This is a genomic window from Snuella sedimenti (assembly GCF_016428595.1).
GTDB classification, from domain to species: Bacteria; Bacteroidota; Bacteroidia; order Flavobacteriales; family Flavobacteriaceae; genus Snuella; species Snuella sedimenti.
The window spans coordinates 1-24,878 of record NZ_JAELVQ010000029.1 but is presented as its reverse complement, the minus strand read 5'-3'; the positions used below and the strand labels follow the sequence as shown (position 1 = coordinate 24,878).

Sequence of the window (24,878 nt, the reverse complement as noted above, 5' to 3'; positions counted from 1 at the left end):
TAATGTCTTTAATAGATTAATTTGGTGCGTTTCCAGTCACGGTTATACCCATAGACCTTGCAGTACCAGCTACCATCTTCATAGCAGATTCGATAGTAAACGCATTTAAATCTTGCATTTTATCTTCTGCTATAGTTTTGATCTGATCCCATGAAACTTTAGCTACTTTTTTTCGGTTTGGTTCTCCTGAACCTTTCTTCAACTTGGCCGCTTCTAATAATTGTACTGCAGCTGGAGGAGTCTTAATTACAAAGTCAAATGACTTGTCTTTGTAAACAGAGATAACCACTGGTAATACTTTACCAGCTTTATCTTGAGTTCTAGCATTAAATTGCTTACAAAACTCCATAATGTTAACTCCAGCAGCACCTAAAGCGGGTCCAACCGGTGGCGACGGATTCGCTGCACCTCCCCGAACTTGTAACTTAACTACTTTACCTAATTCTTTTGCCATTTTTAATAATTTAGTTTGACACGCTTTATTTTTTTGGAAGCTTTAAAACGCATCATTTATATAGTGTAACAATTATTATACTTTTTCAACCTGCATATAACTTAATTCCAATGGTGTTTTTCTTCCAAAAATCTTCACCATTACTTCAAGCTTACGCTTTTCTTCATTTATATTTTCAATAGTACCATCGAACCCATTAAATGGCCCATCAATAACTTTAACTGTTTCTCCTTTAGTAAATGGTATTGCCACGTTTGTAGTTTCTTCTACGGACAACTCATCTACTTTACCCAACATTCTGTTAACTTCAGACTGTCTTAACGGCACCGGATCTCCCCCTTTAGTCTCTCCTAAGAAACCTATTACGTTCGTTACAGAACGGATAATATGAGGTACTTCACCAGTTAAATTGGCTTGAATCATAATATAGCCAGGAAAATAAACTTTCTCTTTGCTTATTTTCTTGCCATTGCGAATTTGAATCACTTTCTCTGTTGGAACCAATACTTGATCTACATAATCTTGAAGACCTAAACGAGCAATTTCATTCTCTATATATGTCTTAATTTTATGTTCTTGACCACTTACAGCTCGAACAACATACCATTTTTTTCCACTTTCCTCAGACATAAAACCCTTTTTTAACTGTTAGTTAATCCACTCAAAGTAAAATGCTATGACTTTGCTGAAGACAGAATCGACACCCCATATAGCAAGAGAAAATATAATTGAAAAAACAGCAACTAAAACAGTTAAGCTTTGTCCTTCTGCCAATGTAGGCCAAGTAACATTGTTCTTTAGCTCTCCAAAAGATTCTTTTATATAATTTACAATTCCTGCCATTCTTTTTGTTCTTAATTTGCACGGGTTGCGAGACTCGAACTCACGACACCTGGTTTTGGAGACCAGTGCTCTACCAACTGAGCTAAACCCGTAAATATAAGTCAAAAGGCATCCCGATAAACGGGATACCTTAAGCTATATCATTAAACTTAATTTAGTCTAAAATTTCAGTTACCTGACCTGCTCCTACTGTTCTACCACCCTCACGGATCGCGAAACGTAAACCAACATTCATTGCGATTGGCTGGATTAAGTCTACAGTAATTGTTAAGTTATCACCAGGCATAACCATTTCAACACCATCAGGAAGCGAAATGTTTCCTGTTACGTCAGTTGTACGTACGTAGAACTGTGGACGGTAGTTGTTATGGAAAGGCGTGTGACGACCACCTTCTTCTTTTTTCAAGATATAAACCTCAGCTTTGAAGTTTTTGTGTGGTGTTACAGAACCTGGCTTAGTAATTACCATACCTCTTGAGATTTGAGTTTTCTCAATACCTCTTAATAAGATACCAGCATTATCACCAGCTTCACCTCTATCTAATATTTGACGGAACATTTCGATACCAGTAATAGTAGATGTTAATTTCTCAGCTCCCATACCAATAATTTCTACAGGATCTCCAGTGTTAGCAACACCAGTTTCAATTCTACCAGTTGCAACAGTACCACGACCAGTAATAGAGAATACATCTTCGATTGGCATTAAGAAAGGCTTATCCATATCACGAACAGGCTCTTCAATCCAGCTATCACATGCATCCATTAATTCCATTACAGTATCCACCCATTTTTGTTCACCGTTAAGTGCACCTAAAGCAGAACCAGAAATTACAGGACCATTGTCACCATCGTACTCATAGAAGTTTAATAAATCTCTAACTTCCATATCTACTAACTCTAAAAGCTCTTCATCATCAACCATATCTACTTTGTTTAAGAAAACAACGATACGAGGAATACCTACTTGACGACCTAATAAGATGTGCTCACGAGTTTGTGGCATAGGACCATCAGTAGCAGCAACTACTAAGATTGCTCCATCCATTTGAGCTGCACCAGTTACCATGTTCTTTACGTAATCCGCGTGACCTGGACAGTCAACGTGAGCATAGTGACGGTTCTGTGTTTGATATTCTACGTGAGATGTATTAATTGTAATACCTCTTTCTTTTTCTTCTGGAGCGTTATCAATTTGATCAAAATCTCTCGCTTCTGATAAACCTGCATCAGCTAATACTTTAGTAATAGCAGCAGTTAAAGTTGTTTTACCGTGATCTACGTGTCCAATTGTACCAATATTTAAGTGTGGTTTTGAACGATCGAAAGTTGCCTTTGCCATGTTTTTAAAATAATTTAATCTTAGTTATATAATAATATTAGTGTATTCTATTTTCTTTAATAGAGCCAATGACGGGAATTGAACCCGTGACCTCTTCCTTACCAAGGAAACGCTCTACCCCTGAGCTACACCGGCTTTTCATTTACGATTGCCGATTTTGATTTACGACTTCGCAAATCGCAACTCATAGCTCGTAAATTTTTAGAGCGGGATACCAGTTTTACTTCGACTAAGCTCAGCATAAACTTCTCACCCTACTCCTATCATTTTTAATAAACAAGGATACTTTTAATAAACCTGTTTCAATCAATGAACTTTTTAGAGCGGGAGACCGGGTTCGAACCGGCGACATTCAGCTTGGAAGGCTGACGCTCTACCAACTGAGCTACTCCCGCAAATCATTTTGAATTCAAAATTACGAATTCAAAATTTAAAAAGTGGGGAGAGCAGGATTCGAACCTGCGAAGACATAGTCAGCAGATTTACAGTCTGCCCTCGTTGGCCGCTTGAGTATCTCCCCAAATTAACTTTTGTTTTTCAATTCTTTAAAGAACGTATTTATAAAAAAGAAAAAGAAATGCTATTAAAACTACACTAATTTTAAAGTTATTTTTAACTTCAAATAAATTGTTATCACACTTACTTTTTCAAAATTTCAAGAGCCGATAGAGGGACTCGAACCCACGACCTGCTGATTACAAATCAGCTGCTCTAGCCAGCTGAGCTATATCGGCTTTTCTTTGCTTTTTTCCACATAAAAAAAGCCCGCTATTTCTAACGGACTGCAAATGTATATATTTATTTTTTTATTCAAAACATTTTTTAGAATTTTTTACTATAAATGCGCTCTTAATTTCTCTTTTCGCTTTTTTAGCTGCCTTTCTAGAGATGCTGCTGCTATATCTGCCCCTTCTTCAAAGGTTTTACATTGTTTTTTTACCACAAAACTATCACCAGGCACACTTACTCTTGCCTCAAAAATTTTATTCTCTTTATCGCTTGTATTTTCAACTTTTAAGTAAACGTCTGATTTGATGACTTTATCATAAAATAAATCCAACTTATCCATACGTTTTTGAATAAAATCTATCAGCTTTTGATCTGCATTAAAATTAACTGATTGCATGTTTACTTTCATACTCTTGTTTTTTGGTTAGACAAAATTTTCTACTCGTTAATAGAAATTCAAATGCATCACGTTTGCCTCTAAATCAAAATACTTCTTCTATACTAATGACTTGTGAGCATACCATGAGGCAATTTACTCTCTTTTTTTACTCCTTGGATGCGAGTTTACATATACTTTTTTGAGCTCAGCAATACTATTGTGCGTATATACTTGTGTTGCTGCTAAACTTGCATGCCCTAAAAGCTCTTTAACTGCATTTAAATCGGCACCTTGATTAAGCAAATGTGTTGCAAAAGAGTGCCTTAATATATGTGGACTCTTTTTCACCTTTGAAGATGCTTTACTAAAATAATCATTTATTATTCTGTACACAAGTGTTTCATATATTTTTACGCCCTTTTTTGTAACAAACAAATAGTCGGCATCCAAAATAGAATTCAATCCTTGTCTCAATTTTAAATATTTACGGATCGTTTGCTGAACTGTTTCTAATAACGGTACAATACGCTCTTTATTTCTCTTTCCCAAAACCTTTAACGATTTATTGTCTAAATCGATATTAGTTAATTGTAACTGTATTAATTCAATACGACGGATTCCGGTGGAATAAAATAATTCTACAATTAATTTATTACGCATGCTTTCAAAATCATCTTCATCTACAAAACCATCTAAAACGGTCGTTATCTCTGATTCTGAAAAAGGCACCTGCACCTTTTTACTTGTTTTTAAAGCCTTGTGCTTTGACAAAGGGTTCAACTTAATAGTGTCTGTTTTTAAAAGGAACTTATAATATGTATTAAGAGCAGACACCTTTCTGTTAATACTTCTATTTGAAAGACAGCTTTCAACCAATGACACGATCCAAGTTCTTATTTGAGAATAATTAACATGTTGCACCTCCTTCATTTCGTATTCATTAAAAACGAATTCGGCAAAATCTTCCAAGTCATTTAGATACGCTTTTACAGTTAAAGTTGAGTAGTTTTTTTCAAGTAACAAATAATCTGTAAAAGACTTAAAAGACATACTATATTAATTAGATAGACAAATTACTAAATTTGGAATAACATTAAGAGACTGTTTAAATTCCACCTTTTGGTTTTGTTATGCCCCTTTTTTCACCACTTTTCGTTATGAAAATCCTCATTTAGCGCTGCTAAACTCCGGTTTTAAAGCCTTAATTGGCAAAAAAAATGACCTATAACAAATTTCAAAAACGAATTTTAAACAGTCTCTAAAAGTACAAAGTTTTATTGAGTTTTAAATTAATCACAAAAAAAATTCCCGCTAATTGCGGGAATCTATTCTATAAAATACAGAAACGACTATATTATATGTCTTCTGCATCTCTTAATGTCTGAATGTATTGCGCTTTTTGGATTTGTGCCCTACGCTCAACAGATGGCTTTGTAAATTGCTTACGCGTTTGCAACTGACGTTTCACACCAGTTTTATCAAACTTACGTTTAAAACGCTTTAGCGCTCTATCTATATTTTCTCCTTCTTTAATTGGTATTATTAACATAGTGTCTTAACCTCCTCTCTTTTAGAATTTCAGGCTGCAAATATAAAAATAATTTTGAATTTTTAAATTCTGAATTATAAATTATTTTAAGTAGCTGGTTTGTACTCCTTTTTATCTATAACAATTTTAGCTAAAATCTCCCTTAGTATCTCCGAAGTACCCCCTCCTATAGGCCCTAATCTACTATCTCTTAACAGTCTAGCCATTGGATAATCCTCCATATAACCATAACCGCCCAAAAACTGTAGACATTCATAAATAACCTCATCGGCCATTTTAGTTGACTGCAATTTAGAAATAGTTGCTTCTTTTACAGCATAAATCCCTTTATCCAATTTGTAAGCTACCGAATAATTGTACTCCTTACAAACTTCCATAAAGCTATAGAGATCCGAAAACTTATGTCGTAATGCTTGGTATTGATTTATAGCTTTCCCAAAAGTTTGACGTTCCGACATATATTGCTGTGCATAGTCTAAGGCATATTCGGCCCGTGCATGCGCATTAACTCCCATTATTAAACGCTCTAGAGCAAAATGCTGCATAATATACTGGAAACCTTTCTCTGATTCTCCCATAAGATTCGATTCTGGAACCACAACATTGTTAAAAGCTATTTCAGCCGTATCGGAAGCCCTCCATCCTAACTTGTCTAGTTTAGTGGCCGTTACTCCGGGTGTTTCTTTATCTACAACAAATATACTCACACCCTTATTTCCCAACTCCGGATTTGTTTTAGCTGCTACAACCATATAATCACAGTAAACACCATTAGTAATAAATGTTTTCGAACCATTAATTATATAATTACTACCTTCTTTTACAGCCGTAGTTCGCATACCTGCTACATCACTCCCACCATAGGGTTCGGTAACACACAAACATCCTATTTTATCGCCTGCAATACTCGGTGTTAAATAGCGTTGTTTTATACTATCGTTACCTTCCTTGTTAAGATGCGTCATTGCTAAATAAGCATGTGCCCACATAGCCGCAGCAAATCCCCCCGAATTAATCTTTTGAAGTTCCTCTAAAAAGATAACCGTATAAAATAAATCTAAATCAGTTCCTCCATAAATTTCTGGATAAGCTATTCCAAAATAACCCATATCTCCAAACTTCTTCCAAATAAACCGATCTATTATTCCTGTTTTCTCCCAAGCATCAACATAAGGAACAACCTCTTTTTTTAGAAAATCCTGAAGACTCTTTCTAAAAAGTTCATGCTCTTCGGTGAAGTACATACTACGCATCTAATAAAATTTATTTGTGTTTTAGTTTAGCTTAATTTACTCTTAGAACCTTCATTATATCCACTAACTACCCAATGAAGCCCTAAGCAATTAATTTGCTATTTTAATCAAGCGACAAATATAATTTAATTATCTCGATTTTATTTATAGGAAAGCCCTTAACTTTTGTTAATTCATCCAAAGACTCGTAACCTTCCCTTAATTGTCTTTGCTCTACAATTTGATAAGCTAAATCATAATCTATATGCTGAATTGTTACCAAATTTTCTACGGTTGCAATATTTAAAGCCACTTTCTGAATCCTTCTTGGTGTTTTTACTGTAAACTCATTTGTAATCCTCTCTATAACTTCCGGCGTTAAACCATAAACATCCTGTAGTTGCACATCGGCTATAAAACCTCCAATAAAGCCATTTCTGTATTTCACTATCCGTTCTGAAAGTACCTTACCAATGCCATTTACCTTTTGAAGCTGTTGCGATGTTGCTGTATTCAAATCTAATTTTTGAGCATATGTTTTAGTTGTGCTACTGCTTTCATAATTAACCTCTTTTTTAGGTTTGGATTTGACGGCCCATTCTGGAAACTTAAAAAACGGCACCATAGTATTTAGAAGCGAATCGGATATGTGCGTAACGTCTTGAAATTGTTTAGCCGAATTGATCCATTTATTTTCTTTTCTAAATGCCAACAGCCTATCAATTTCTTTATTACTCATCCCTAAAATACTGCCTTTGTAATCGGTTATAAAATTAGGGTTAAAGGGATATATTTTAGGCTTGTCTACCTGTTTGACATGCCGTAACGAATCAACTTCGTTGGTATAGCTTTGGAAGTTAACGCTATATTCGTTTTCATGCATTGAACTAGAAGAAAAATCCAGATAAAAACAAAGACATTGCAAGCCAACAATAACAAGTACCAATAAAAAAATCCCATTTCGTTGCGCTCTGGAAAAAACGAAATGGGATTTAAAATTTCTCACACGTTTAAATTTTAGTAATTAATTGATTTTATTGTAATTATAAAATTGAGAACGTGTGCAACCACTCCTTACACTCGTTCTCTCATTAAAAATTTTAAACATTTCCTTTTGTGAAGTAATTTTTAAAATTTCTTAATGCTCGTTTCATGGCCAATACCTACATATGCTTGTTAAGGTCTTCTGCCCCTTCCTCTAAAGCATCATGTTTTAGATTAATTGCTTCATAGTATTTTTTCAACTCCCGCTTAATTACCGGCGCTAAAATAACAACTCCAATAATGTTTGGAACTACCATTGCAAAAATCATTGCATCAGAGAAATCAATAACAGCACCTAAGCTAATAGACGAACCTACAACTACAAAAACTAAAAATAAGATTTTATAAACTAGATCGGACACTTTTCCTTTTCCAAATAAAAACACCCATCCTTGCATACCATAATAAGACCAAGATATCATCGTTGAAAAAGCAAACAAAATAACGGCTACGGTTAAAACAATCGAAAAATGTGGTATCACACTATCGAAAGCCACAGCTGTTAGCTCTACCCCTTCTTTAATTGGCACTCCATATTCCATAAAGTTTCCGTCAAAATTTGTAATAACAATTACTAATGCCGTCATGGTACAGATTACAACGGTATCTACAAACGGCTCTAATAAAGCAACAATTCCTTCACTGGCAGGATACTTAGTACGTACAGCAGAGTGAGCGATTGCTGCCGACCCTACACCAGCTTCATTAGAAAATGCCCCACGACGAATTCCTTGTATCATAACACCAACAAGACCTCCTGCTATTCCCAAACCTGAAAAGGCTCCTTCATAAATTAAACCGAACGCATCATCTATTAAACTCCAGTTAGCTCCTAAAATTATAAGTGCTGCCAATACATAAATTCCAGCCATAAAAGGCACTATTTTTTCTGTTACCGAAGCAATACGCTTAATTCCTCCAATAATTACTATAGCTACAATAACAGCCATAACCATTCCAAAATACATCCCTGCATTGGAACTTTCAAATTCAAATAACTTAATGAACTGTGCAGCTGCTTGATTCGCTTGAAACATATTTCCTCCACCAAAAGATCCACCAATAACAAAAATGGCAAATAGTACGGCCAACACTTTTCCAAAACCACCTACTCCTTTTTCCTTAAGCCCTTTTGTTAAGTAGTACATAGGGCCACCATACACTGTACCGTCTTCTCCAACATCTCTGTATTTCACCCCAAGCGTACATTCTGCAAACTTTGAAGCCATACCCAGCAGACCAGCAAGAATCATCCAAAACGTAGCTCCAGGCCCCCCTATTGATAAAGCTACCGCTACACCTGCAATGTTTCCTAATCCTACTGTTGCAGACAGAGCTGCTGTTAATGCCTGAAAGTGAGATACTTCTCCATGCGCACTATCGTCTCTTAGGGTTTCTATTATATTATGGTCTTCATTAGGTGTTGGATCTCCATATAATGTATCTGCACCATGCTTCTCTATATCCTCATATTTACCCTCAACAACCTTTAAAGCTGTTCTAAAACCTGTAATATTTATAAATTTAAAATAGACAGTAAAAAATATAGCACCTCCTATTAAAACAATAAGTACCCATGGTATTCTATATTCTTCTGAGAATGGAATTTCGTAAAATATACCTTCTACAAACCAACCTGTATAATCTTTAAAAACTCTATCTATTTTTTCGGATGTTGACTCTTGAGCAAATGTTAAAATTGGAAACACTAAAGTGCATATTGAAAGAAGGTATTTCTTCATAATTATCTAAAATTTATACGTTTTATTAAAAATTTGTACTTAAAATCGGCAAGATGCTAAAAAAAATTGATTCTGTAAAACATATACCGTTAAAATAGAACTTGATTATTTAATATTAAATTCTGAATTAAGCTGCTGTATTTGCTCTGGACGGCCTAAAACAATAATCTTAGATTTTGCTGCTAATTCTAATTCTGCTTCAGGATTTACAATATAGTCCCCATTTTCATCTTTATACCCTATAACGGAACAACCTGTTCGCTTGCGCAAATCTAAATCCCTAATTGTTTTCGTGCCTTTGGTAGTGTATAATTTTTCTACTGGAATCTCTTCTATATTTATATTCGATTTCCCCACAATAGACAGATTGTCTACAAACTCCATCAACCCAGGAACGACAACTAAAGAGGCCATGTGATCCCCACCTATTTTATCTGGCAATATAACGTTATTGGCTCCTGCCAACTTTAACTTGCCGTACGATGTTTCTAAAGAAGCTCTACTAATAATATTTATGTCTTTGTTTATTTGCCTTGTAGACAGTACAATAAATAAGTTATCGGCATCATTGGGCAATGCAGAAATCAAACAGGACGCTCTTTCCACACCAGCTTGTATAAGAACCTCATCATCACTGGCATTTCCATACACATAAGGCATCAATTCGCCATCTATTTTATCCAGCAATTCTTTATTCTTTTCAATTATTACAAAAGGTCTACTATAAGCCAATAATTTAGTAGCCGCTTGCCTCCCATTTCTACCATAACCACAGATTATGACATGGCCTTTTAAGCTGTCTATCGTTTTTTGCATGTTTTTTTGTTTTAATTCTTCAAAGTCATTCTTACTCAAAATATATTCGGTAATCACGCTCAAGGCATAACCCAAAATAAAGACACTGGTTAAAATTAAAAAAACAGTGAACACTTTGGTCATATCGTCCAATGGGTGAACTTCTTGAAATCCGACAGTGGTTATTGTTATTACCGTCATATAAAGAGAATCAACCCAAGTGTAGTTTTCGTCCATCGACTTAAAACCTACCACACCAATTATCAACAAGATCACTAGCAAAAGAACAGCTGTATAGATCTTGGTCCTAAAAAATTTTATTAATGGATTCATAGTTTATAAATCGAAGACTGATGAGCGTTTAGTATAAAGTAAATCCTTGATACGCATCCAAAAGGCAATAAATAAATACAATGCAAACCCAAATCCTAAGGTTACAAAGGTTAAATATATAAACGAAGTTCTTACCACTTTTGCGCGAATACCAAAACGATCGGCTATACGCTGACAAACATAATAGCCATGTTTTTGAAAAAAAAGTAATGGTTTATAAAAAATATTCATGCTGCAATTTAAGCATTTTATTTAATGATTAAAGCATTGCCTACGGCACATTGCAAGCACTTATTTTTAGAACAATATGCTTCTTTTAGCTGAATAAGCGCCTGAGATTCCATTGACGAACTTGATACAGTCTTTAAATTATTAAACGCTTCTACAATACTATTCTTTTCTGAGGCAATTCTTCTCGCTGCAGTAATTATCTCTACATCAACTGTTTGCCCATTATGTTTTGCATAACAGAATTTAAGCGGCAATATTGTATTTATAAACAGTAACTCCATAAACGGCTTCGTTAATATTTTAGAGGCAGTTCTAGATGTTTTATGGAACGTATAATGTGTATTCCAAAACGATGAAGCAGCGACCTTAAACAATTCATAAAATGCATCCAAATCTTGAAGTGCCATAACTTTAGAAAATAGTTGCTGATGCTCATGGTACAAACTGGCTAATTGCGACAATCTTATGGTTGGAAAATTGTGCGGTCTTAATCTAAAAAACTGTACTGGTACTTTACTATTACTCAAACTAAACTTACGTTTTAAAAACTGATATTCATTCTTAAGTTCTAAATAATAGCCTTCTTCAACATCAAAATCCAACAAACCTGCTTGCCCAAATAGCAAAGCCTCTAAAGCAAACTGCTTACCCTGAACTTTTCTAATCACAGAAAAGTCAACTGATTTAGCCAAACTAAAGAAGGCTTCTCCGTTTACCTTGAGCCCAAAATTTCTGGCTAACATTTTAAACAAAACGGCTTCCCAATCGTTTTTTGAAGATCTTAAAAGCGCTTCTATTGTTTCCGATTTTCTTTCCAAACGCTCAAAATACAAACGTTCCAACCAATTGGTCAGTGTAAAATGATCGACCGATGCAAAATCTTGCTCGCAATTAATCCATTTATTTTTATTAGTAAGTAAGCTTTTATATTTGTTTAATATACCTATAGGCACATAGTGCTTTAATTCCAAGGTTGGAATGACCGTATTGTCTTTTCTAAAAATCTCGGTATCATGCTCCCAAACTACATGTAAAATTACGTTGTCGTAAGCATTATCTTGTTCGTGATTATGCAAATACCAATCGGAGGCCTTAACATGAATCTCTACATTACCCGCCCAAACTTGCTCTCCTATGCGCAACTGCGCATTAAAAAAATCGGGGCCGGCATTTGTATTGTGCACACCAGTAGTTATTACATTAACCACTTCGTTGCTTGTAGTCGTTAAATTAGTTGTTTCAAACTTTTTATGCCTCCATAAATAATGTAGGAAATCTTCTTGCATTTTACTAAAATAGAAAAAGAAATAAATCTTTTTGATATATTTTGAAAGATATTTCAACTTTTAAGTACGAAAAAAGAATGTAAAGTCATTTTTCCTATTGTGTTGTAAGTAATTTACTATTACATTCGCCAAAACATAGTGTATTGATATGGGCAAATAATATAATCGAAATCAACCTAACTTTTTAAAGAGTAGGTTGATTAACAAAACTTTTAAACTTAATGAAACAAAAAATCACTTCCATTTTATTGACAGGAACAATTATCTTAACCACAAGCTGCGCCAGTATTGTTAGCAAAAGCAGCTATCCAATTTCTATAAATAGCCCCCCTTCTGAAGCAAAAATTACTATTACAGACAAAAAAGGTGTTGAAGTATATCAAGGACACACACCAGCTACACTAAAACTTAAAGCAGGTAACGGTTATTTCTCGAAAGCAAGATATCAGGTTAAATTTGAAAAAAATGGTTATGACACAAAAACCGTACCTGTACACTTCAAGTTAGACGGATGGTACTTCGGAAATATTCTAATTGGTGGAGCAATTGGGTTGTTAATAGTAGACCCTGCAACTGGAGCCATGTATAAATTAGACACGGAGTTTTTAAATGAAACATTATCTCAATCCTCTATTGCCAAAACTCATGAAGGAGGATTAAATATATATGAGCTGAATAATGTACCTACTAATTGGAAAAACCATTTAGTTGCTATAAAAAAATAACCCGACATAGTAAAGCCCATATTGTTCTAAATGCAGGTCTGACGCCTGCATTTTTTTTATAAAGAATCTTACTTATCCCAAAAAATAATAACTTAAATCGAAAAAACAGACGACCTATTCCAGATCGTCTGCCACAAAATTTACAAAAGTAATCTGTCACGCTAAATCAAACCTATCAAGATCCATTACTTTCTCCCAAGCCTTTACAAAATCGTTAACAAATTTTTCTTTAGCATCATCACTAGCATACACTTCGGCAAGTGCTCTCAATTCTGAATTGGAACCAAATACAAGATCTGCTCGTGTCCCAGTCCATCTAAGAGTACCCGTTTTTCGGTCTCGCCCTTCAAAAAGCTCATCAGAACTAGAACTCTTTTGCCATTCAATTCCCATATCTAATAGATTTACAAAGAAATCGTTAGTAAGTACTTCTTTTTGCTTGGTAAAAACACCATGGTTAGCTCCATCAAAATTAGTATCAAGAACTCGCATTCCTCCAACAAGTACTGTCATTTCTGGTGCTGTTAACGTTAACAACTGCGCCTTATCTACCAACAAAGCTTCTGTTGTAACTGAAAATTCGGTTCTACGATAATTACGGAAACCATCAGCATAGGGTTCAAGATAAGCAAACGACTCTATTTCTGTCTGCTCTTGTGAGGCATCCATTCTACCTGGATTAAATGCCACTTCTACATTATACCCAGCGCGTTGTGCCGCCTGTTCGATAGCAGCTATACCTCCTAAGACAATAAGATCAGCAATAGAAACCTTCTTTTTTCCATTATTGAACTCCACCTGAATACCTTTTAATACACGCAACACTTTAGCCAATTGCTTGGGATTATTTACTTCCCAATCTTTTTGAGGCTCTAATCGGATGCGTGCTCCATTAGCCCCCCCTCGTTTATCTGAGCCACGAAATGTTGATGCTGAAGCCCAAGCGGTTGAAACCAATTCGGATATTGAAAGCCCTGAATTTAAAATTTTTCCTTTTAAATCAGCAATATCATCACTATTAATCAGCTCATGATCTACTTCGGGAATCGGATCTTGCCATAGCAATTCTTCTTTTGGCACTTCGGGACCAAGGTAACGTGAAAGCGGTCCCATATCACGATGTGTTAGCTTGTACCAAGCACGCGCAAAAGCATCTGCAAAGTCATCAGGGTTTTCATAAAAATGTCGGGATATTTTTTCATATTCTGGATCAAACCTCAAAGACAGATCGGTGGTTAACATGGTAGGTTTATGTTTTTTAGAGCTATCGAAAGCATCAGGGATGGTAGCTTCAGCATCTTTGGCAACCCATTGTTTTGCTCCTGCAGGGCTTTTAGTAAGCTCCCATTCGTAAGTAAATAGGTTCTTAAAAAAGTGGTTACTCCATTTTGTCGGCGTTTGCGTCCATGTTACCTCTGGACCACCTGTAATGGCATCGGGGCCTTTTCCTGATTTAAAACTATTTTTCCATCCAAAACCTTGTTCCTCAATGGGTGCTGCTTCTGGTTCTGCCCCAACATACACTCCTGGATCTGCAGCACCATGTGCTTTCCCAAACGTGTGTCCTCCAGCAATAAGAGCCACCGTTTCTTCATCATTCATTGCCATGCGCTTGAACGTTTCTCTAATATCTACAGCTGCAGAAAGCGGATCACCATTGCCATTAGGTCCTTCTGGATCTACATAAATAAGTCCCATCACCACAGCGGCCAACGGATCTTCAAGATCTCTTTTCCCGGAATACCGTTTATCTTCCAGCCAAGAAGTTTCCGAACCCCAGTACACATCTTCTTCTGGCTCCCAAACATCTTCGCGCCCTGCACCAAAGCCAAAGGTTTTAAATCCCATAGATTCCAGGGCAACATTTCCTGCCAAAATCATAAGATCTGCCCATGAAATCTTTTTACCGTACTTCTGCTTAATAGGCCATAATAATCTGCGTGCTTTGTCAAGACTGGCATTATCTGGCCAACTGTTAAGCGGAGCATAACGTTGCTGTCCAGATCCTGCTCCTCCCCTCCCATCTCCTATACGATAGGTTCCTGCACTATGCCAAGCCATACGAATGAACAAGCCACCATAATGACCAAAATCTGCAGGCCACCAATCCTGTGAATCGGTCATCAAATCATTAAGGTCTTTTTTTAAAGCATTATAGTCCAGCGTTTTGAAGGCTTCTGCATAATTAAACTGTTCTCCCATTGGGTTAGACAAGGAAGCATGTTGGCGTAAGATATTTACATTTAATTTGTTTGGCCACCAATCATGATTTCTGGCTCCGCCTCCCGCAGATTGTTTGGGAGCGCCTCCACTAAAAGGGCATTTACTTTCACTATTTACACCGTTGCTAGAATGCGGGTTATTTTCCATTGTTTTAGAGGTTTTAAGTTAATAAGCCCCTACAATTTACAACATTCTTAGCGATAATTTTTATTGATAGTTTTTATCTGTTCATAAAAATTATCTATTCATAAGACAGAAACAACCATAAATAAGGGTTAGCGATTTTTATGAAAAGTTTACTCAATAAAAAAGGCGGATATCAATCCGCCCTATCTATATGCTTTACAATAATTATCTTTAATTCAAACTTTCCAAACTAGCCTTAAGCATTTCAATTTTTGCCAAGGCATCTGCTTCTTTCTTTTTTTCGCTTGCTACGACCTTTTCTGGAGCTCCTGACACAAAACGTTCATTAGATAACTTCTTTTGTACAGATTTCAGAAATCCTTCAGTATAGCTTAACTCCTCTGTTATTTTTTTAATTTCAGCTTCCACATCAATTGTTCCAACCATTGGCACAAAGTACTCGTTAGACTTTACCCTAAAAGTTAAAGCTCCTTCTACCGCTTCGGATACGTATTCAATACTCTTAAGGTTGCCCATTTTAACAATAATGTCATCAAAAGTACTGGAGGTATTTTCATTATTAATTACAGAAAATCCAATAGCATCCTTAAAGGCTATATTTTTTTGTTTTCTGATGGTACGTATACCAGAAACTACTTCAGAAGCAAATTCAAATTCTGTAATCAATGTATCGTTTACTTGCTTCGCTTTTGGCCACTTGGCTACTATTAAGGCTTCTTCTGGATTCCTTTCTGTAATATGCTGCCAAATTTCTTCTGTTAAAAATGGCATAAATGGATGCAACAGTTTCAAGTTATTCTCTAAAGCATCTATAACTGCTCTGTATGTTTTCTTATCGATAGGCTGTTGAAATCCTGGTTTAATCATTTCTAAAAACCATGAGCAGAAATCGTTCCATATAAGTTTATAGGTTTCCATAAGTGCATCACTTATACGGTACTTACTGTAATGGTCTTCAATGACCCCTAAGGTCTTTTGAAACTTAGCTTCAAACCAATCGATGGCTATCTTAGATGATTCGGGTTGTTCTATATCGGCAACTTCCCAACCATTAATCAATCTAAAGGCATTCCATACTTTATTTGCAAACCCTTTTCCTTGCTGACACAGCGCTTCGTCAAACATTAAATCGTTACCTGCTGCGCTACTTAACAATAAACCAACACGCACTCCATCGGCTCCATAATCATTAATAAGTTTTAACGCATCGGGTGAATTACCCAATGACTTACTCATTTTTCGACGTTGCTTGTCACGTACCAACCCTGTCAAGTACACATTATTAAATGGTCTTTCGTCCTTATATTCGTAACCGGCAATTATCATACGGGCTACCCAGAAAAATAAAATATCCGGCCCGGTCACCAAATCGTTTGTTGGATAATAGTATTTTATATCATCGTTATCTGGATTACGAATACCATCAAACACGCTCATAGGCCATAACCACGACGAGAACCACGTATCTAAGGCATCGGTTTCCTGAATTAAATCATTACTTGTTAGTTGTTGGTTATTTGTTATTTGTTTTGCTAACTCTAAAGCCGTTTCAATAGTTTCAGCTACAACAAAATCTTCCTTACCATCACCATAATAATAAGCTGGTATTTGTTGTCCCCAAAGTAACTGACGCGATATATTCCAATCTCGAATGTTTTCCATCCAATGGCGATAGGTGTTTTCAAATTTCTTTGGAAACAATTTAATTTCTGGATTATTACCCAAAACCGCTTCGATAGCTGGTTTCACCAAGCCTTCCATTTTTAAGAACCATTGGTCGCTTAATCTTGGTTCAATTACCGCTTTTGTACGCTCCGATGTTCCAACTTTATTTATATGTGTCTCTGTTTTTATTAAAACACCTGTTTCTTCTAACTCCTTTGCTACTGCTTTACGAACTTCAAAACGATCCTGTCCCTCGTAATGCAAACCATAGCTATTTAAAGTTGCATCGTCATTAAAAATATCGACTACTTCTAAATTGTGTTTATCCCCTAAAGCCTTATCATTTTCGTCATGGGCAGGTGTTACCTTTAAACAACCTGTACCAAATTCCATATCGACATAGTCATCTTCTATAATAGGAACCACGCGATTGCATATAGGTACAATTGCGTTCTTCCCTTTAAGATGAAAAAAACGTTCGTCATTAGGGTTAATGCATATAGCGGTATCTCCAAAAATGGTTTCAGGACGTGTGGTTGCAATGGTTAAAATAGCATCGCTACCTTCTATTTTATAGTTTAAATAATAAAGATTGCCTTGCTTCTCTTCGTATACAACTTCTTCATCAGACAGTGTTGTTTTTGCTTCCGGATCCCAATTAACCATACGATATCCTCTATAAATCAAGCCTTTGTTGTACAAATCAACAAATACTTTTATTACAGCTTCACTCATATCGTCGTCCATAGTAAACTTGGTACGATCCCAATCGCATGAACAACCTAGTTTTTTAAGTTGTTCTAAAATTACCCCTCCATATTCGTGCGTCCATTCCCATGCATGTTCTAAAAACGCTTCACGGGATAAGCTATTCTTATCGATACCCAGCTCTTTTAATTTAGCGACAACTTTGGCTTCTGTAGCAATAGAAGCATGATCTGTACCAGGTACCCAACACGCATTCTTTCCTTGTAATCGCGCACGACGAATTAACACATCTTGAATGGTATTGTTTAACATGTGTCCCATGTGTAATACACCCGTGACGTTAGGTGGCGGAATTACAATTGTATAAGGTTCTCTTTCATCTGGTTCTGAATGAAAATAATTGTGGGTCATCCAGTATTCATACCATTTTTCTTCTACCTGAGTAGCATCATATTTTGATGGAACTTGCATACTTTGGAACAATTTTTGAGTTTTGAAGTGCAAAAGTACTTATATTTCTGTTTCTGTGAAAGCAATAAAGGGTTTCAAAAAAAATGAATATTCTTTAATTTTAAAATCATTAACCTAAAACTCCAGCAATGCACCATATAATTTTAACACCTATAATTTAGGAACATTCCTGCATTACATCTATTATTTTTGCAGATTGCTAAAAAAGTAAGTATGTTTACCTTTGAATTTTAACCTAACTTAATGAATTATACATAGCCAATATTACATTATCCATCTGGTAATATTACTGTATGAGTTGCATTTACAATTAAAAAATTTAAAACATAAGAAAATGAAACATTTATTTACACTTTTATTTATCGGATTAATTAGTTTATCTGTTAATGCGCAAAATAAAGTCGCTAAAATCGAGTTTAAAACTGATACCATCGACTACGGTACAATTGAAAAAGGCGCTGATGGCGTAAGAGTTTTTGAGTTTACCAATACAGGAGATGCACCACTTATTATATCTGATGTAAAATCCAGTTGTGGCTGCACTGTTCCTAAAAAGCCTAAAGGGCCAATTCTACCTGGTGAAACAGGAGAAATTGAAGTAAAATATGACACGAACAGAGTTAATCCCATTAGAAAAACAATAACAGTAATTTCTAATGCAGAAACACCAACTGTAGCTTTAAAAATTAAGGGGCTGGTTGTAGACCCAAGTAAAGAGAGCGTACTACAAAAGAAAGAAAAAAGTCTTGTACAACAATAAAACAATAATCACTTTACTAGTAAAGCCTGAACCATTAATTGGATTCAGGCTTTTTATTTAAATGCATCTTCTAACTGAAAGTTAAAAACTAAAGTCTCCCTACCACCTCTAACTATTTTCAATTTTATACGCTTACCATCCTCGCCATAAAACATATGTATTAATTCTTGCAACGGAAGCTCGTAGGCTCGTTTACCATTAATAGCTATAACCACATCCCCTTTTTTTAAACCTGCCCTATGCGCCGGTGAGTCTTTCCTTAACTCTGCTATCTCATAAGATGGTTTTAAAACGATGTTATAATTCTTTTTAAAATCAATAATACTATAGTAGTTATCATCATCGTTTACCTTTACTCCTTCTTTATCATATTTAATCTCTTTTACAATTTGCACACCTTTGTGCGCTAACTCAATCCCACTTTTATTATGGCTGAATTTCTCTTTAAACGATGCATTTTTTTTTAGTGTAATCAAGGCATTGCGATAATCTATGGTAGTATTAAAACGTTTTAATATACTACCACCAATACTACCATTGCGCCCCTTAAACATTCTTGCAAATTTAATATATGCAGAATCTGGATAAGCTACGTTAATATCCTTGAACGCATAATTGTTTAGGGCAAACCTCTCAATTTTAGAGCGTTTCCCATACACGCTACCATTTAAGCCATGCCCTAAAAAATCTTCAAAAAACACATCTCCCGAAGTTATCCCTAATGTTTTGTCTTCGAATAGCCACAATGCATCACTACCCCCTGAATCTATTAACAATGTAACGGGTATGGTTTTTTTATTGATCTTTACTTTAGCATTTACATAGGGCTTACTATTATAGAATTCAATATTTAATCTTTCACAATTTCTACACACCTTATACTGATATGCCTCTGGTTCGGTCAATCGAACATATTGCCTTGAATAATTTATTTCGACTACTAAATCCTTAAACAAATCGAATCCTAAAATACCATGAACAGATACTCCCAATCTAGGGCCAAAATTTAAATTAGAATCTATAACGGCATATACATCCTGATTTAACTTAACAGCTTCTCCAACCTTAAAAACATTATTTTTAGACTTATATACTTGAATCGAATCTCCTTCACCCAACCCCATTAAGGACATACGCTCTGTTTCCTTAATTTTTAAAGTATCCGACATGTTTAAAAAATTAAAAATGATCGGTTTACTTACTCCTGTATCCAATATAAAAGACAAGGTAACCCCATTAACTTCAACAGGTATAACAACCAAATTATTTATTAATTCAAATCTTATTTTATCGGTTTGCTTTTTATTTTGAATAACAAACCTGTTCTGGGCAAAAGAAAGATTACCGAATAAGAGAAGTAAAAAAATAGCTCCAATGATTTTCTTCATAAACGAATATAAAACTTTTACTACATGAAGTTACAACTCTTTCTGATAAAATCCCCGTTTTCTAGTGTTTTTTAGAAAAAATTTAAGATAAAGTTACCAACTTTTTTTATCAACTTTGCAACTTAAAACTAATACTGATGCCGACAATATCCAAAAAAGGGCAATTGATGCCGCAATCTCCAATACGCAAGCTTGTTCCTTATGCGGAACAAGCTGAAAAAATGGGGAAATCTATATATTATTTAAACATTGGGCAACCAGACATTAAAACCCCAAAAATTGCTTTACAGGCAGTAAAAGATAGCACTATAGATGTATTAGCTTACTCCAGATCTGAGGGCTCTGAAGCATATAGACAAAAGATTGCTTCTTATTACCTTAATCATGATATACAAGTAAAACATGATGATATAATAGTAACCACAGGTGGGAGCGAAGCACTACTTTTTGCTTTTGGGAGCATTATGGATGTTGATGACGAGATTATAATTCCTGAACCATTTTATGCAAATTACAATGGTTTTTCAACAGCTTCAGGGGTAAAAGTAGTTCCTGTAATATCCAAAATTGAAGATAATTTTGCATTGCCTCCAATTGAGGCATTCGAAAAACTAATCACTCCTAAAACAAAGGCTATTTTAATCTGTAACCCTGGAAATCCAACAGGTTACTTATATTCGAAGGAAGAAATTAAAAAGCTTTCAGAAATCGTTAAAAAACACGACTTGTTTTTAATTGCAGACGAAGTATATCGTGAGTTTGCTTACGACGGCAACACACATTATTCCGTTATGCAGGAAGCCGGTTTAGAAGAACATGCAATAATGATCGATTCGGTCTCTAAACGCTACAGTATGTGCGGTGCCAGAATAGGCTGTTTAGTTTCTAAAAATAAAACGGTTATAGCAACAGCCTTAAAATTTGCCCAAGCCCGTTTAAGTCCTCCAACTTTAGCACAAATTGCTAGTGAAGCAGCCCTGGAAACACCACAAAGTTATTTTGACGCTGTTATTGAAGAATATGTGGACAGACGAAATACCCTAATTTCTGAATTACAAAAAATAGATGGGGTAAAAGTAGCAAAACCTAAAGGTGCATTTTACTGTATTGCTGAGCTCCCTGTTAAAAATTCTGACGATTTCGCACAATGGCTTTTAGAACACTTTAGTATTGATAATGAAACCATTATGGTAGCACCTGCTGGAGGATTCTATTCTACCCCAGGAGTTGGCATAAACCAAATACGAATTGCTTACGTACTTAATAAAGAAAGCCTGATTAGAGCAGTTAAAATTTTACGAGAAGCATTAAAGGTATATAAAGACTAGTGCAAATTAAACATAACATATCCTTAAAACAATACAATACCTTTGGCATTGATGTAAACGCAAAGCATTTTACATCTATTTCCAATATTAACGATCTAGAACAGGCTTTAGCCCTCAAAGATTACCCTGAAAAACTCATTCTGGGGGGGGGTAGCAACATCTTGCTTACAAAAGACCAAGAAATGTTGGTTATGCACGTTAATATTAAGGGCATTTCGATTGTATCAGAAGATGATGATTTTGTTATCGTTAAAGCCTATGCAGGTGAAAACTGGCATGATTTTGTTCAATGGTGCCTAGCGCATGATTTTGGCGGGTTGGAAAACTTATCTTTAATTCCCGGTAATGTTGGAACAGCCCCTATTCAAAATATAGGAGCCTACGGTGTAGAGCTAAAAGACAGTTTTGTATCCTGCGAAGCTCTTTCTTTAGAAACAGAAACATTTCAAACATTTTTGAAAACGGCATGCAATTTTGGTTATAGAAATTCTATTTTTAAAAATGAAGCTAAAGGAAAATATATAATAACAAGTGTTTCTTTTAAACTAACAAAACGCCACCACAAGGTAAATATTGGCTATGGCAGCATTTCTGCAAAACTTGAGGAAATGAATATTACCAAGCCTACCATACAAGATGTTTCAAAAGCTGTTATTGAAATAAGGGAAAGTAAACTACCTAACCCTAAAATTATAGGCAATAGTGGTAGTTTTTTTAAAAATCCGGTTATAAGCAAAACGCATTTTCAAAAATTATATAAAAACTTCAATGACATTCCAAGTTATCCAGTATCCGATGTCGAAGTAAAAATTCCAGCTGGTTGGTTAATAGAAAAAGCTGGGTTTAAAGGCAAGCATTTTGGGGACTATGGCGTACATAAAAACCAAGCCTTGGTACTCGTTAATTATGGTAATGCAAGTGGAACGGATATATTAAAGCTTTCAAATCTTATCCAAAACACAGTTAAACGCTTATTCGACATCTCTCTTGAGGCCGAAGTAAATATATTATAAAGAAATTTCTAACTTTGGGAGATTACAAATCGAAGCTAATTATGATTTAAAATACATAAACTTGGTATCTTCAATAGAAAAAGAAATAGTTCGTTTACTAAAAGGTGGCAATAAAAAAGCCATAACACTGCTATATGAAAATTATGCCGATTCGCTCTATGGTGTTATAAAAAAAGTGATTTCTGATGAAGATACAGCTCAGGATGTACTCCAAGAAACTTTTATTAAGGTTTGGAGATACTCTAAAAAATATGATGCAAGCAAGGCCAAATTATTTACCTGGCTATACCGCATAGCTTACAACAGTGCTATAGACAAAGTGCGCTCCCTAAAGAACAAAACCGAAAAAGAAGTCCAAATAGATGTTTCTCCCGTATATAAAATAACAATAAACGAGCTCAATCAGGATGTTTTGGATATTAAAACACATCTAAAAACCTTAGATGAAAAATATCAAATCGTGATTAACGCCCTCTTTTTTGAAGGGATGACCCAACAGGAAGCCAGTGAAGAATTAGATATTCCTCTAGGCACTATTAAATCGAGATTAAAAATTGGATTGCGAGAACTAAAAAAAATTTACAATCCTTAACCGAATAATGTCATGAATGCGAAAATAAATACTTTTCTAAATTCTGGCCTATTAGAAAAATATCTATTAGGTGAAACTACTTCTGAAGAAACAGAAATGGTGGAGACTTATATTTCAAAATACCCGGAAGTACAGAACACATACAACACCATGCAATACAACCTTGAAGTGGTTGCAAAAAGCAATGCTGTTGAAGCGCCCAAAAGTGTCTTAAACAACATTTTAGAAGAAATTGATGACACTCCTGTTATAACTTTAAAAACCAAATATAAAACTTGGTATAAATACAGTATTGCAGCCAGTATAGCTGCCCTATTCTTTGCAGGCACCTCATATTTGTTTTACAACCAAAACAAAAAACTGTCTGAGGAAAACCAAATAGTTGTTGACGAAATTTTTGATTTACGCGATGATATTGAAATGAACAACAAAAAGTTGGATGATATCATGTATCAATTTAAACAACTTAACGATCCGGAGACCTATAAATATATTATACAGGGCAATAGCAGAGCCAAGAATTTAAAAACAGTGGCCTACATTAATCCCAAGGAAAAAACCTCTATGATCGATGTGGTTTCATTACCACAACTACCAAAAGAGCAGTGCTACCAAATATGGGCAGAACTACAGGGAAAAATGGTTAGTTTAGGAATTTTAAGCGAAACCGATCGACAACTTAGGGCTATTCCTTATACCGAAGATGCACTTGGTTTAAATATCACCATAGAACCCAAAGGAGGTAATACCGTGGCTTCTTTAGAAAACTCAGTTGCCGAAATTGATTTAAAGTAAATCTATAGAAACTAAAAAAGTGTCCTGTTTTATAAATTAAGACAGGGCACTTTTTTTATAGCCAATCCATACTACGCTTTATCAAATAGCACCTTATGTACAAATCCTGCAACTAGTCCCCCAGCGATTGGCGCTAACCAGAACAACCATAACTGCCCCGTAAAATCACCTCCTGCAAACAATGCCTGACTTGTAGATCGTGCTGGATTTACAGAAGTATTAGAAATAGGAATACTAATCAAGTGAATTAACGTTAAAGCCAGACCTATGGCAATACCTGCAAATCCCTTAGGAGCTTTAGGGTAAGTACTTCCCAAAATTATCAATAGAAAAAACATAGTTAATAAAAATTCGGCAATTAAAACAGAAACCATACTGTAACCTCCCGGAGACAAATCGCCATAACCATTGGCAGCAAAATTACCTATATCTACAAAATCTGACTTTCCTGAGACAATAAGGTATAACGCCCCCGCTGCAGCAATAGCTCCAATAACCTGAGCTACTATGTACCCTAACAAATCTTTAGAAGAAAACTTCCCTCCAGCCCACAACCCCAAGGACACCGCCGGATTAAAGTGAGCTCCCGATATGTGGCCTACAGCATAAGCCATTGTTAAAACAGTAAGTCCAAAGGCTAAAGCCACACCTACAAAACCAATACCCAAATCGGGATAACCCGCGGCAAAAATAGCACTACCACAACCGCCAAAGACAAGCCAAAACGTTCCAAAAAATTCTGCAAATAATTTTTTCATAAATAATATTTTCGACTTAGGCGTTTTGTAAATATTAATAATATGAGTAAATTCAAGGGATAAATACATAAACTTATGGAGCAAAGATTCAAAAGCCTATCCTTATTCGAATTTCAAGAGCGTTTTTCAAGTTCGGAAGATTGCTTGTTGTACCTCTCAGATCTTAAATGGGAAAATGGTTTTAGCTGTAAAAAATGTGGTCATCATCATAGTTGTTCAGGTAAAGCTTTACATTCGCGTCAATGCACATCTTGTCGTTATGTTGAATCTCCTACCGCGAACACTTTATTCCATCAAGTTAAGTTTGATCTGCTCAAAGCATTTTACATTGTCTATTTTGTAAGCA

Annotated in this window: 24 protein-coding genes and 5 tRNA genes; 7 read left to right on the top strand and 22 right to left on the bottom strand. The window is 35.4% G+C overall.

The genetic code is table 11. The annotated features are described in order from the left end of the window. Positions 1-16: 16 nt before the first annotated feature. From rplK to JF259_RS15675, 18 genes are all read right to left on the bottom strand, one after another. Positions 17-454 carry a 50S ribosomal protein L11 gene (rplK, locus tag JF259_RS15760; RefSeq protein WP_199116667.1) on the bottom strand — a complete coding sequence of 146 codons (438 nt, stop codon included), beginning with the start codon at positions 452-454 and terminating at the stop codon, positions 17-19. Between the two features lie 75 nt (positions 455-529). Continuing rightward, positions 530-1,084 carry a transcription termination/antitermination protein NusG gene (gene nusG, locus JF259_RS15755; protein ID WP_199116666.1) on the bottom strand — a complete coding sequence of 185 codons (555 nt, stop codon included), beginning with the start codon at positions 1,082-1,084 and terminating at the stop codon, positions 530-532. A gap of 18 nt (positions 1,085-1,102) precedes the next feature. After that, positions 1,103-1,297: a preprotein translocase subunit SecE gene (gene secE, locus JF259_RS15750; RefSeq protein WP_199116665.1), complete on the bottom strand. Its 195-nt coding sequence runs from the start codon at positions 1,295-1,297 to the stop codon at positions 1,103-1,105. 19 nt (positions 1,298-1,316) lie between these two features. Further along, positions 1,317-1,389 (bottom strand) — tRNA-Trp (locus tag JF259_RS15745). A 62-nt stretch (positions 1,390-1,451) separates the two neighbouring features. After that, a complete protein-coding gene (gene tuf / locus JF259_RS15740; RefSeq protein WP_199116664.1) occupies positions 1,452-2,639 on the bottom strand; it encodes an elongation factor Tu in 1,188 nt (395 codons plus the stop codon). 63 nt (positions 2,640-2,702) lie between these two features. Continuing rightward, positions 2,703-2,774, bottom strand: a tRNA-Thr gene (locus JF259_RS15735). A gap of 187 nt (positions 2,775-2,961) precedes the next feature. Beyond that, positions 2,962-3,034: transfer RNA gene (locus JF259_RS15730), tRNA-Gly, on the bottom strand. 43 nt (positions 3,035-3,077) lie between these two features. Further along, a tRNA-Tyr gene (locus tag JF259_RS15725) sits at positions 3,078-3,159 on the bottom strand. 140 nt (positions 3,160-3,299) lie between these two features. Continuing rightward, positions 3,300-3,373, bottom strand: a tRNA-Thr gene (locus JF259_RS15720). Positions 3,374-3,474: 101 nt separating this feature from the next. Then, complete coding sequence (gene hpf / locus JF259_RS15715; RefSeq protein ID WP_199116663.1) at positions 3,475-3,777, bottom strand: ribosome hibernation-promoting factor, HPF/YfiA family; 303 nt, start codon at positions 3,775-3,777, stop codon at positions 3,475-3,477. A gap of 123 nt (positions 3,778-3,900) precedes the next feature. Then, a complete protein-coding gene (locus JF259_RS15710; protein ID WP_199116662.1) occupies positions 3,901-4,797 on the bottom strand; it encodes a tyrosine-type recombinase/integrase in 897 nt (298 codons plus the stop codon). 304 nt (positions 4,798-5,101) lie between these two features. After that, positions 5,102-5,296: a 30S ribosomal protein S21 gene (gene rpsU / locus JF259_RS15705; RefSeq protein WP_199116661.1), complete on the bottom strand. Its 195-nt coding sequence runs from the start codon at positions 5,294-5,296 to the stop codon at positions 5,102-5,104. Between the two features lie 86 nt (positions 5,297-5,382). Continuing rightward, the gene (locus tag JF259_RS15700) at positions 5,383-6,549 is read right to left on the bottom strand and encodes an acyl-CoA dehydrogenase family protein (RefSeq protein WP_199116660.1); all 1,167 of its coding nucleotides are present in this window, start codon (positions 6,547-6,549) and stop codon (positions 5,383-5,385) included. Positions 6,550-6,652: 103 nt separating this feature from the next. After that, positions 6,653-7,534 carry a ComEA family DNA-binding protein gene (locus JF259_RS15695; RefSeq protein ID WP_317192100.1) on the bottom strand — a complete coding sequence of 294 codons (882 nt, stop codon included), beginning with the start codon at positions 7,532-7,534 and terminating at the stop codon, positions 6,653-6,655. Positions 7,535-7,691: 157 nt separating this feature from the next. After that, positions 7,692-9,314, bottom strand: coding sequence for an alanine/glycine:cation symporter family protein (locus JF259_RS15690; RefSeq protein WP_199116659.1), 1,623 nt, complete (start codon positions 9,312-9,314; stop codon positions 7,692-7,694). 105 nt (positions 9,315-9,419) lie between these two features. Next, entirely contained in the window at positions 9,420-10,442 is a 1,023-nt protein-coding gene (locus tag JF259_RS15685) for a potassium channel family protein (protein WP_199116658.1), read from the bottom strand. A gap of 3 nt (positions 10,443-10,445) precedes the next feature. Further along, positions 10,446-10,673, bottom strand: coding sequence for a PspC domain-containing protein (locus JF259_RS15680; RefSeq protein ID WP_199116657.1), 228 nt, complete (start codon positions 10,671-10,673; stop codon positions 10,446-10,448). Positions 10,674-10,690: 17 nt separating this feature from the next. Then, positions 10,691-12,016, bottom strand: a complete 1,326-nt coding sequence (locus tag JF259_RS15675) for a DUF2851 family protein (protein WP_317192098.1) — start codon at positions 12,014-12,016, stop codon at positions 10,691-10,693. Positions 12,017-12,180: 164 nt separating this feature from the next. Between JF259_RS15675 and JF259_RS15670 the strand changes: the two genes are divergently transcribed. Beyond that, on the top strand, positions 12,181-12,684 hold the full coding sequence (locus tag JF259_RS15670) for a peptidase associated/transthyretin-like domain-containing protein (protein ID WP_199116656.1): 504 nt from the start codon (positions 12,181-12,183) through the stop codon (positions 12,682-12,684). Between the two features lie 156 nt (positions 12,685-12,840). On the opposite strand, the gene katG is transcribed toward JF259_RS15670, so the two are convergent. Next, on the bottom strand, positions 12,841-15,054 hold the full coding sequence (gene katG, locus JF259_RS15665) for a catalase/peroxidase HPI (protein ID WP_199116655.1): 2,214 nt from the start codon (positions 15,052-15,054) through the stop codon (positions 12,841-12,843). Between the two features lie 210 nt (positions 15,055-15,264). Next, entirely contained in the window at positions 15,265-17,898 is a 2,634-nt protein-coding gene (locus tag JF259_RS15660) for a valine--tRNA ligase (protein WP_199116654.1), read from the bottom strand. 334 nt (positions 17,899-18,232) lie between these two features. Between JF259_RS15660 and JF259_RS15655 the strand changes: the two genes are divergently transcribed. Then, entirely contained in the window at positions 18,233-18,658 is a 426-nt protein-coding gene (locus JF259_RS15655) for a DUF1573 domain-containing protein (protein ID WP_199116653.1), read from the top strand. Positions 18,659-18,711: 53 nt separating this feature from the next. Here the strand turns inward: JF259_RS15655 and JF259_RS15650 are convergent, their stop codons facing one another. Then, entirely contained in the window at positions 18,712-20,046 is a 1,335-nt protein-coding gene (locus tag JF259_RS15650) for an aspartyl protease family protein (RefSeq protein WP_199116652.1), read from the bottom strand. Positions 20,047-20,183: 137 nt separating this feature from the next. Here JF259_RS15650 and JF259_RS15645 point away from each other — a divergent pair, with 137 nt between their 5' ends. The 4 genes from JF259_RS15645 to JF259_RS15630 all read left to right on the top strand — a co-directional run bounded on the left by JF259_RS15645 (position 20,184) and on the right by JF259_RS15630 (position 23,774). Then, on the top strand, positions 20,184-21,374 hold the full coding sequence (locus JF259_RS15645) for a pyridoxal phosphate-dependent aminotransferase (RefSeq protein WP_199116651.1): 1,191 nt from the start codon (positions 20,184-20,186) through the stop codon (positions 21,372-21,374). After that, complete coding sequence (gene murB / locus JF259_RS15640) at positions 21,374-22,387, top strand: UDP-N-acetylmuramate dehydrogenase (protein WP_199116650.1); 1,014 nt, start codon at positions 21,374-21,376, stop codon at positions 22,385-22,387. Before JF259_RS15645 ends, murB begins: the two co-directional genes overlap by 1 nt. Before the next feature lie 61 nt (positions 22,388-22,448). Beyond that, complete coding sequence (locus JF259_RS15635) at positions 22,449-22,979, top strand: RNA polymerase sigma factor (RefSeq protein WP_199116649.1); 531 nt, start codon at positions 22,449-22,451, stop codon at positions 22,977-22,979. 12 nt (positions 22,980-22,991) lie between these two features. Further along, positions 22,992-23,774: an anti-sigma factor gene (locus tag JF259_RS15630; protein WP_199116648.1), complete on the top strand. Its 783-nt coding sequence runs from the start codon at positions 22,992-22,994 to the stop codon at positions 23,772-23,774. Between the two features lie 71 nt (positions 23,775-23,845). Here JF259_RS15630 and aqpZ read toward each other — a convergent pair whose 3' ends face one another. Next, entirely contained in the window at positions 23,846-24,532 is a 687-nt protein-coding gene (gene aqpZ, locus JF259_RS15625) for an aquaporin Z (RefSeq protein ID WP_199116647.1), read from the bottom strand. 75 nt (positions 24,533-24,607) lie between these two features. On the opposite strand from aqpZ, the gene JF259_RS15620 reads away from it, so the two are divergent. After that, on the top strand, positions 24,608-24,878 hold a 271-nt coding region (locus tag JF259_RS15620), incomplete at its 3' end, for a transposase (protein WP_199116646.1).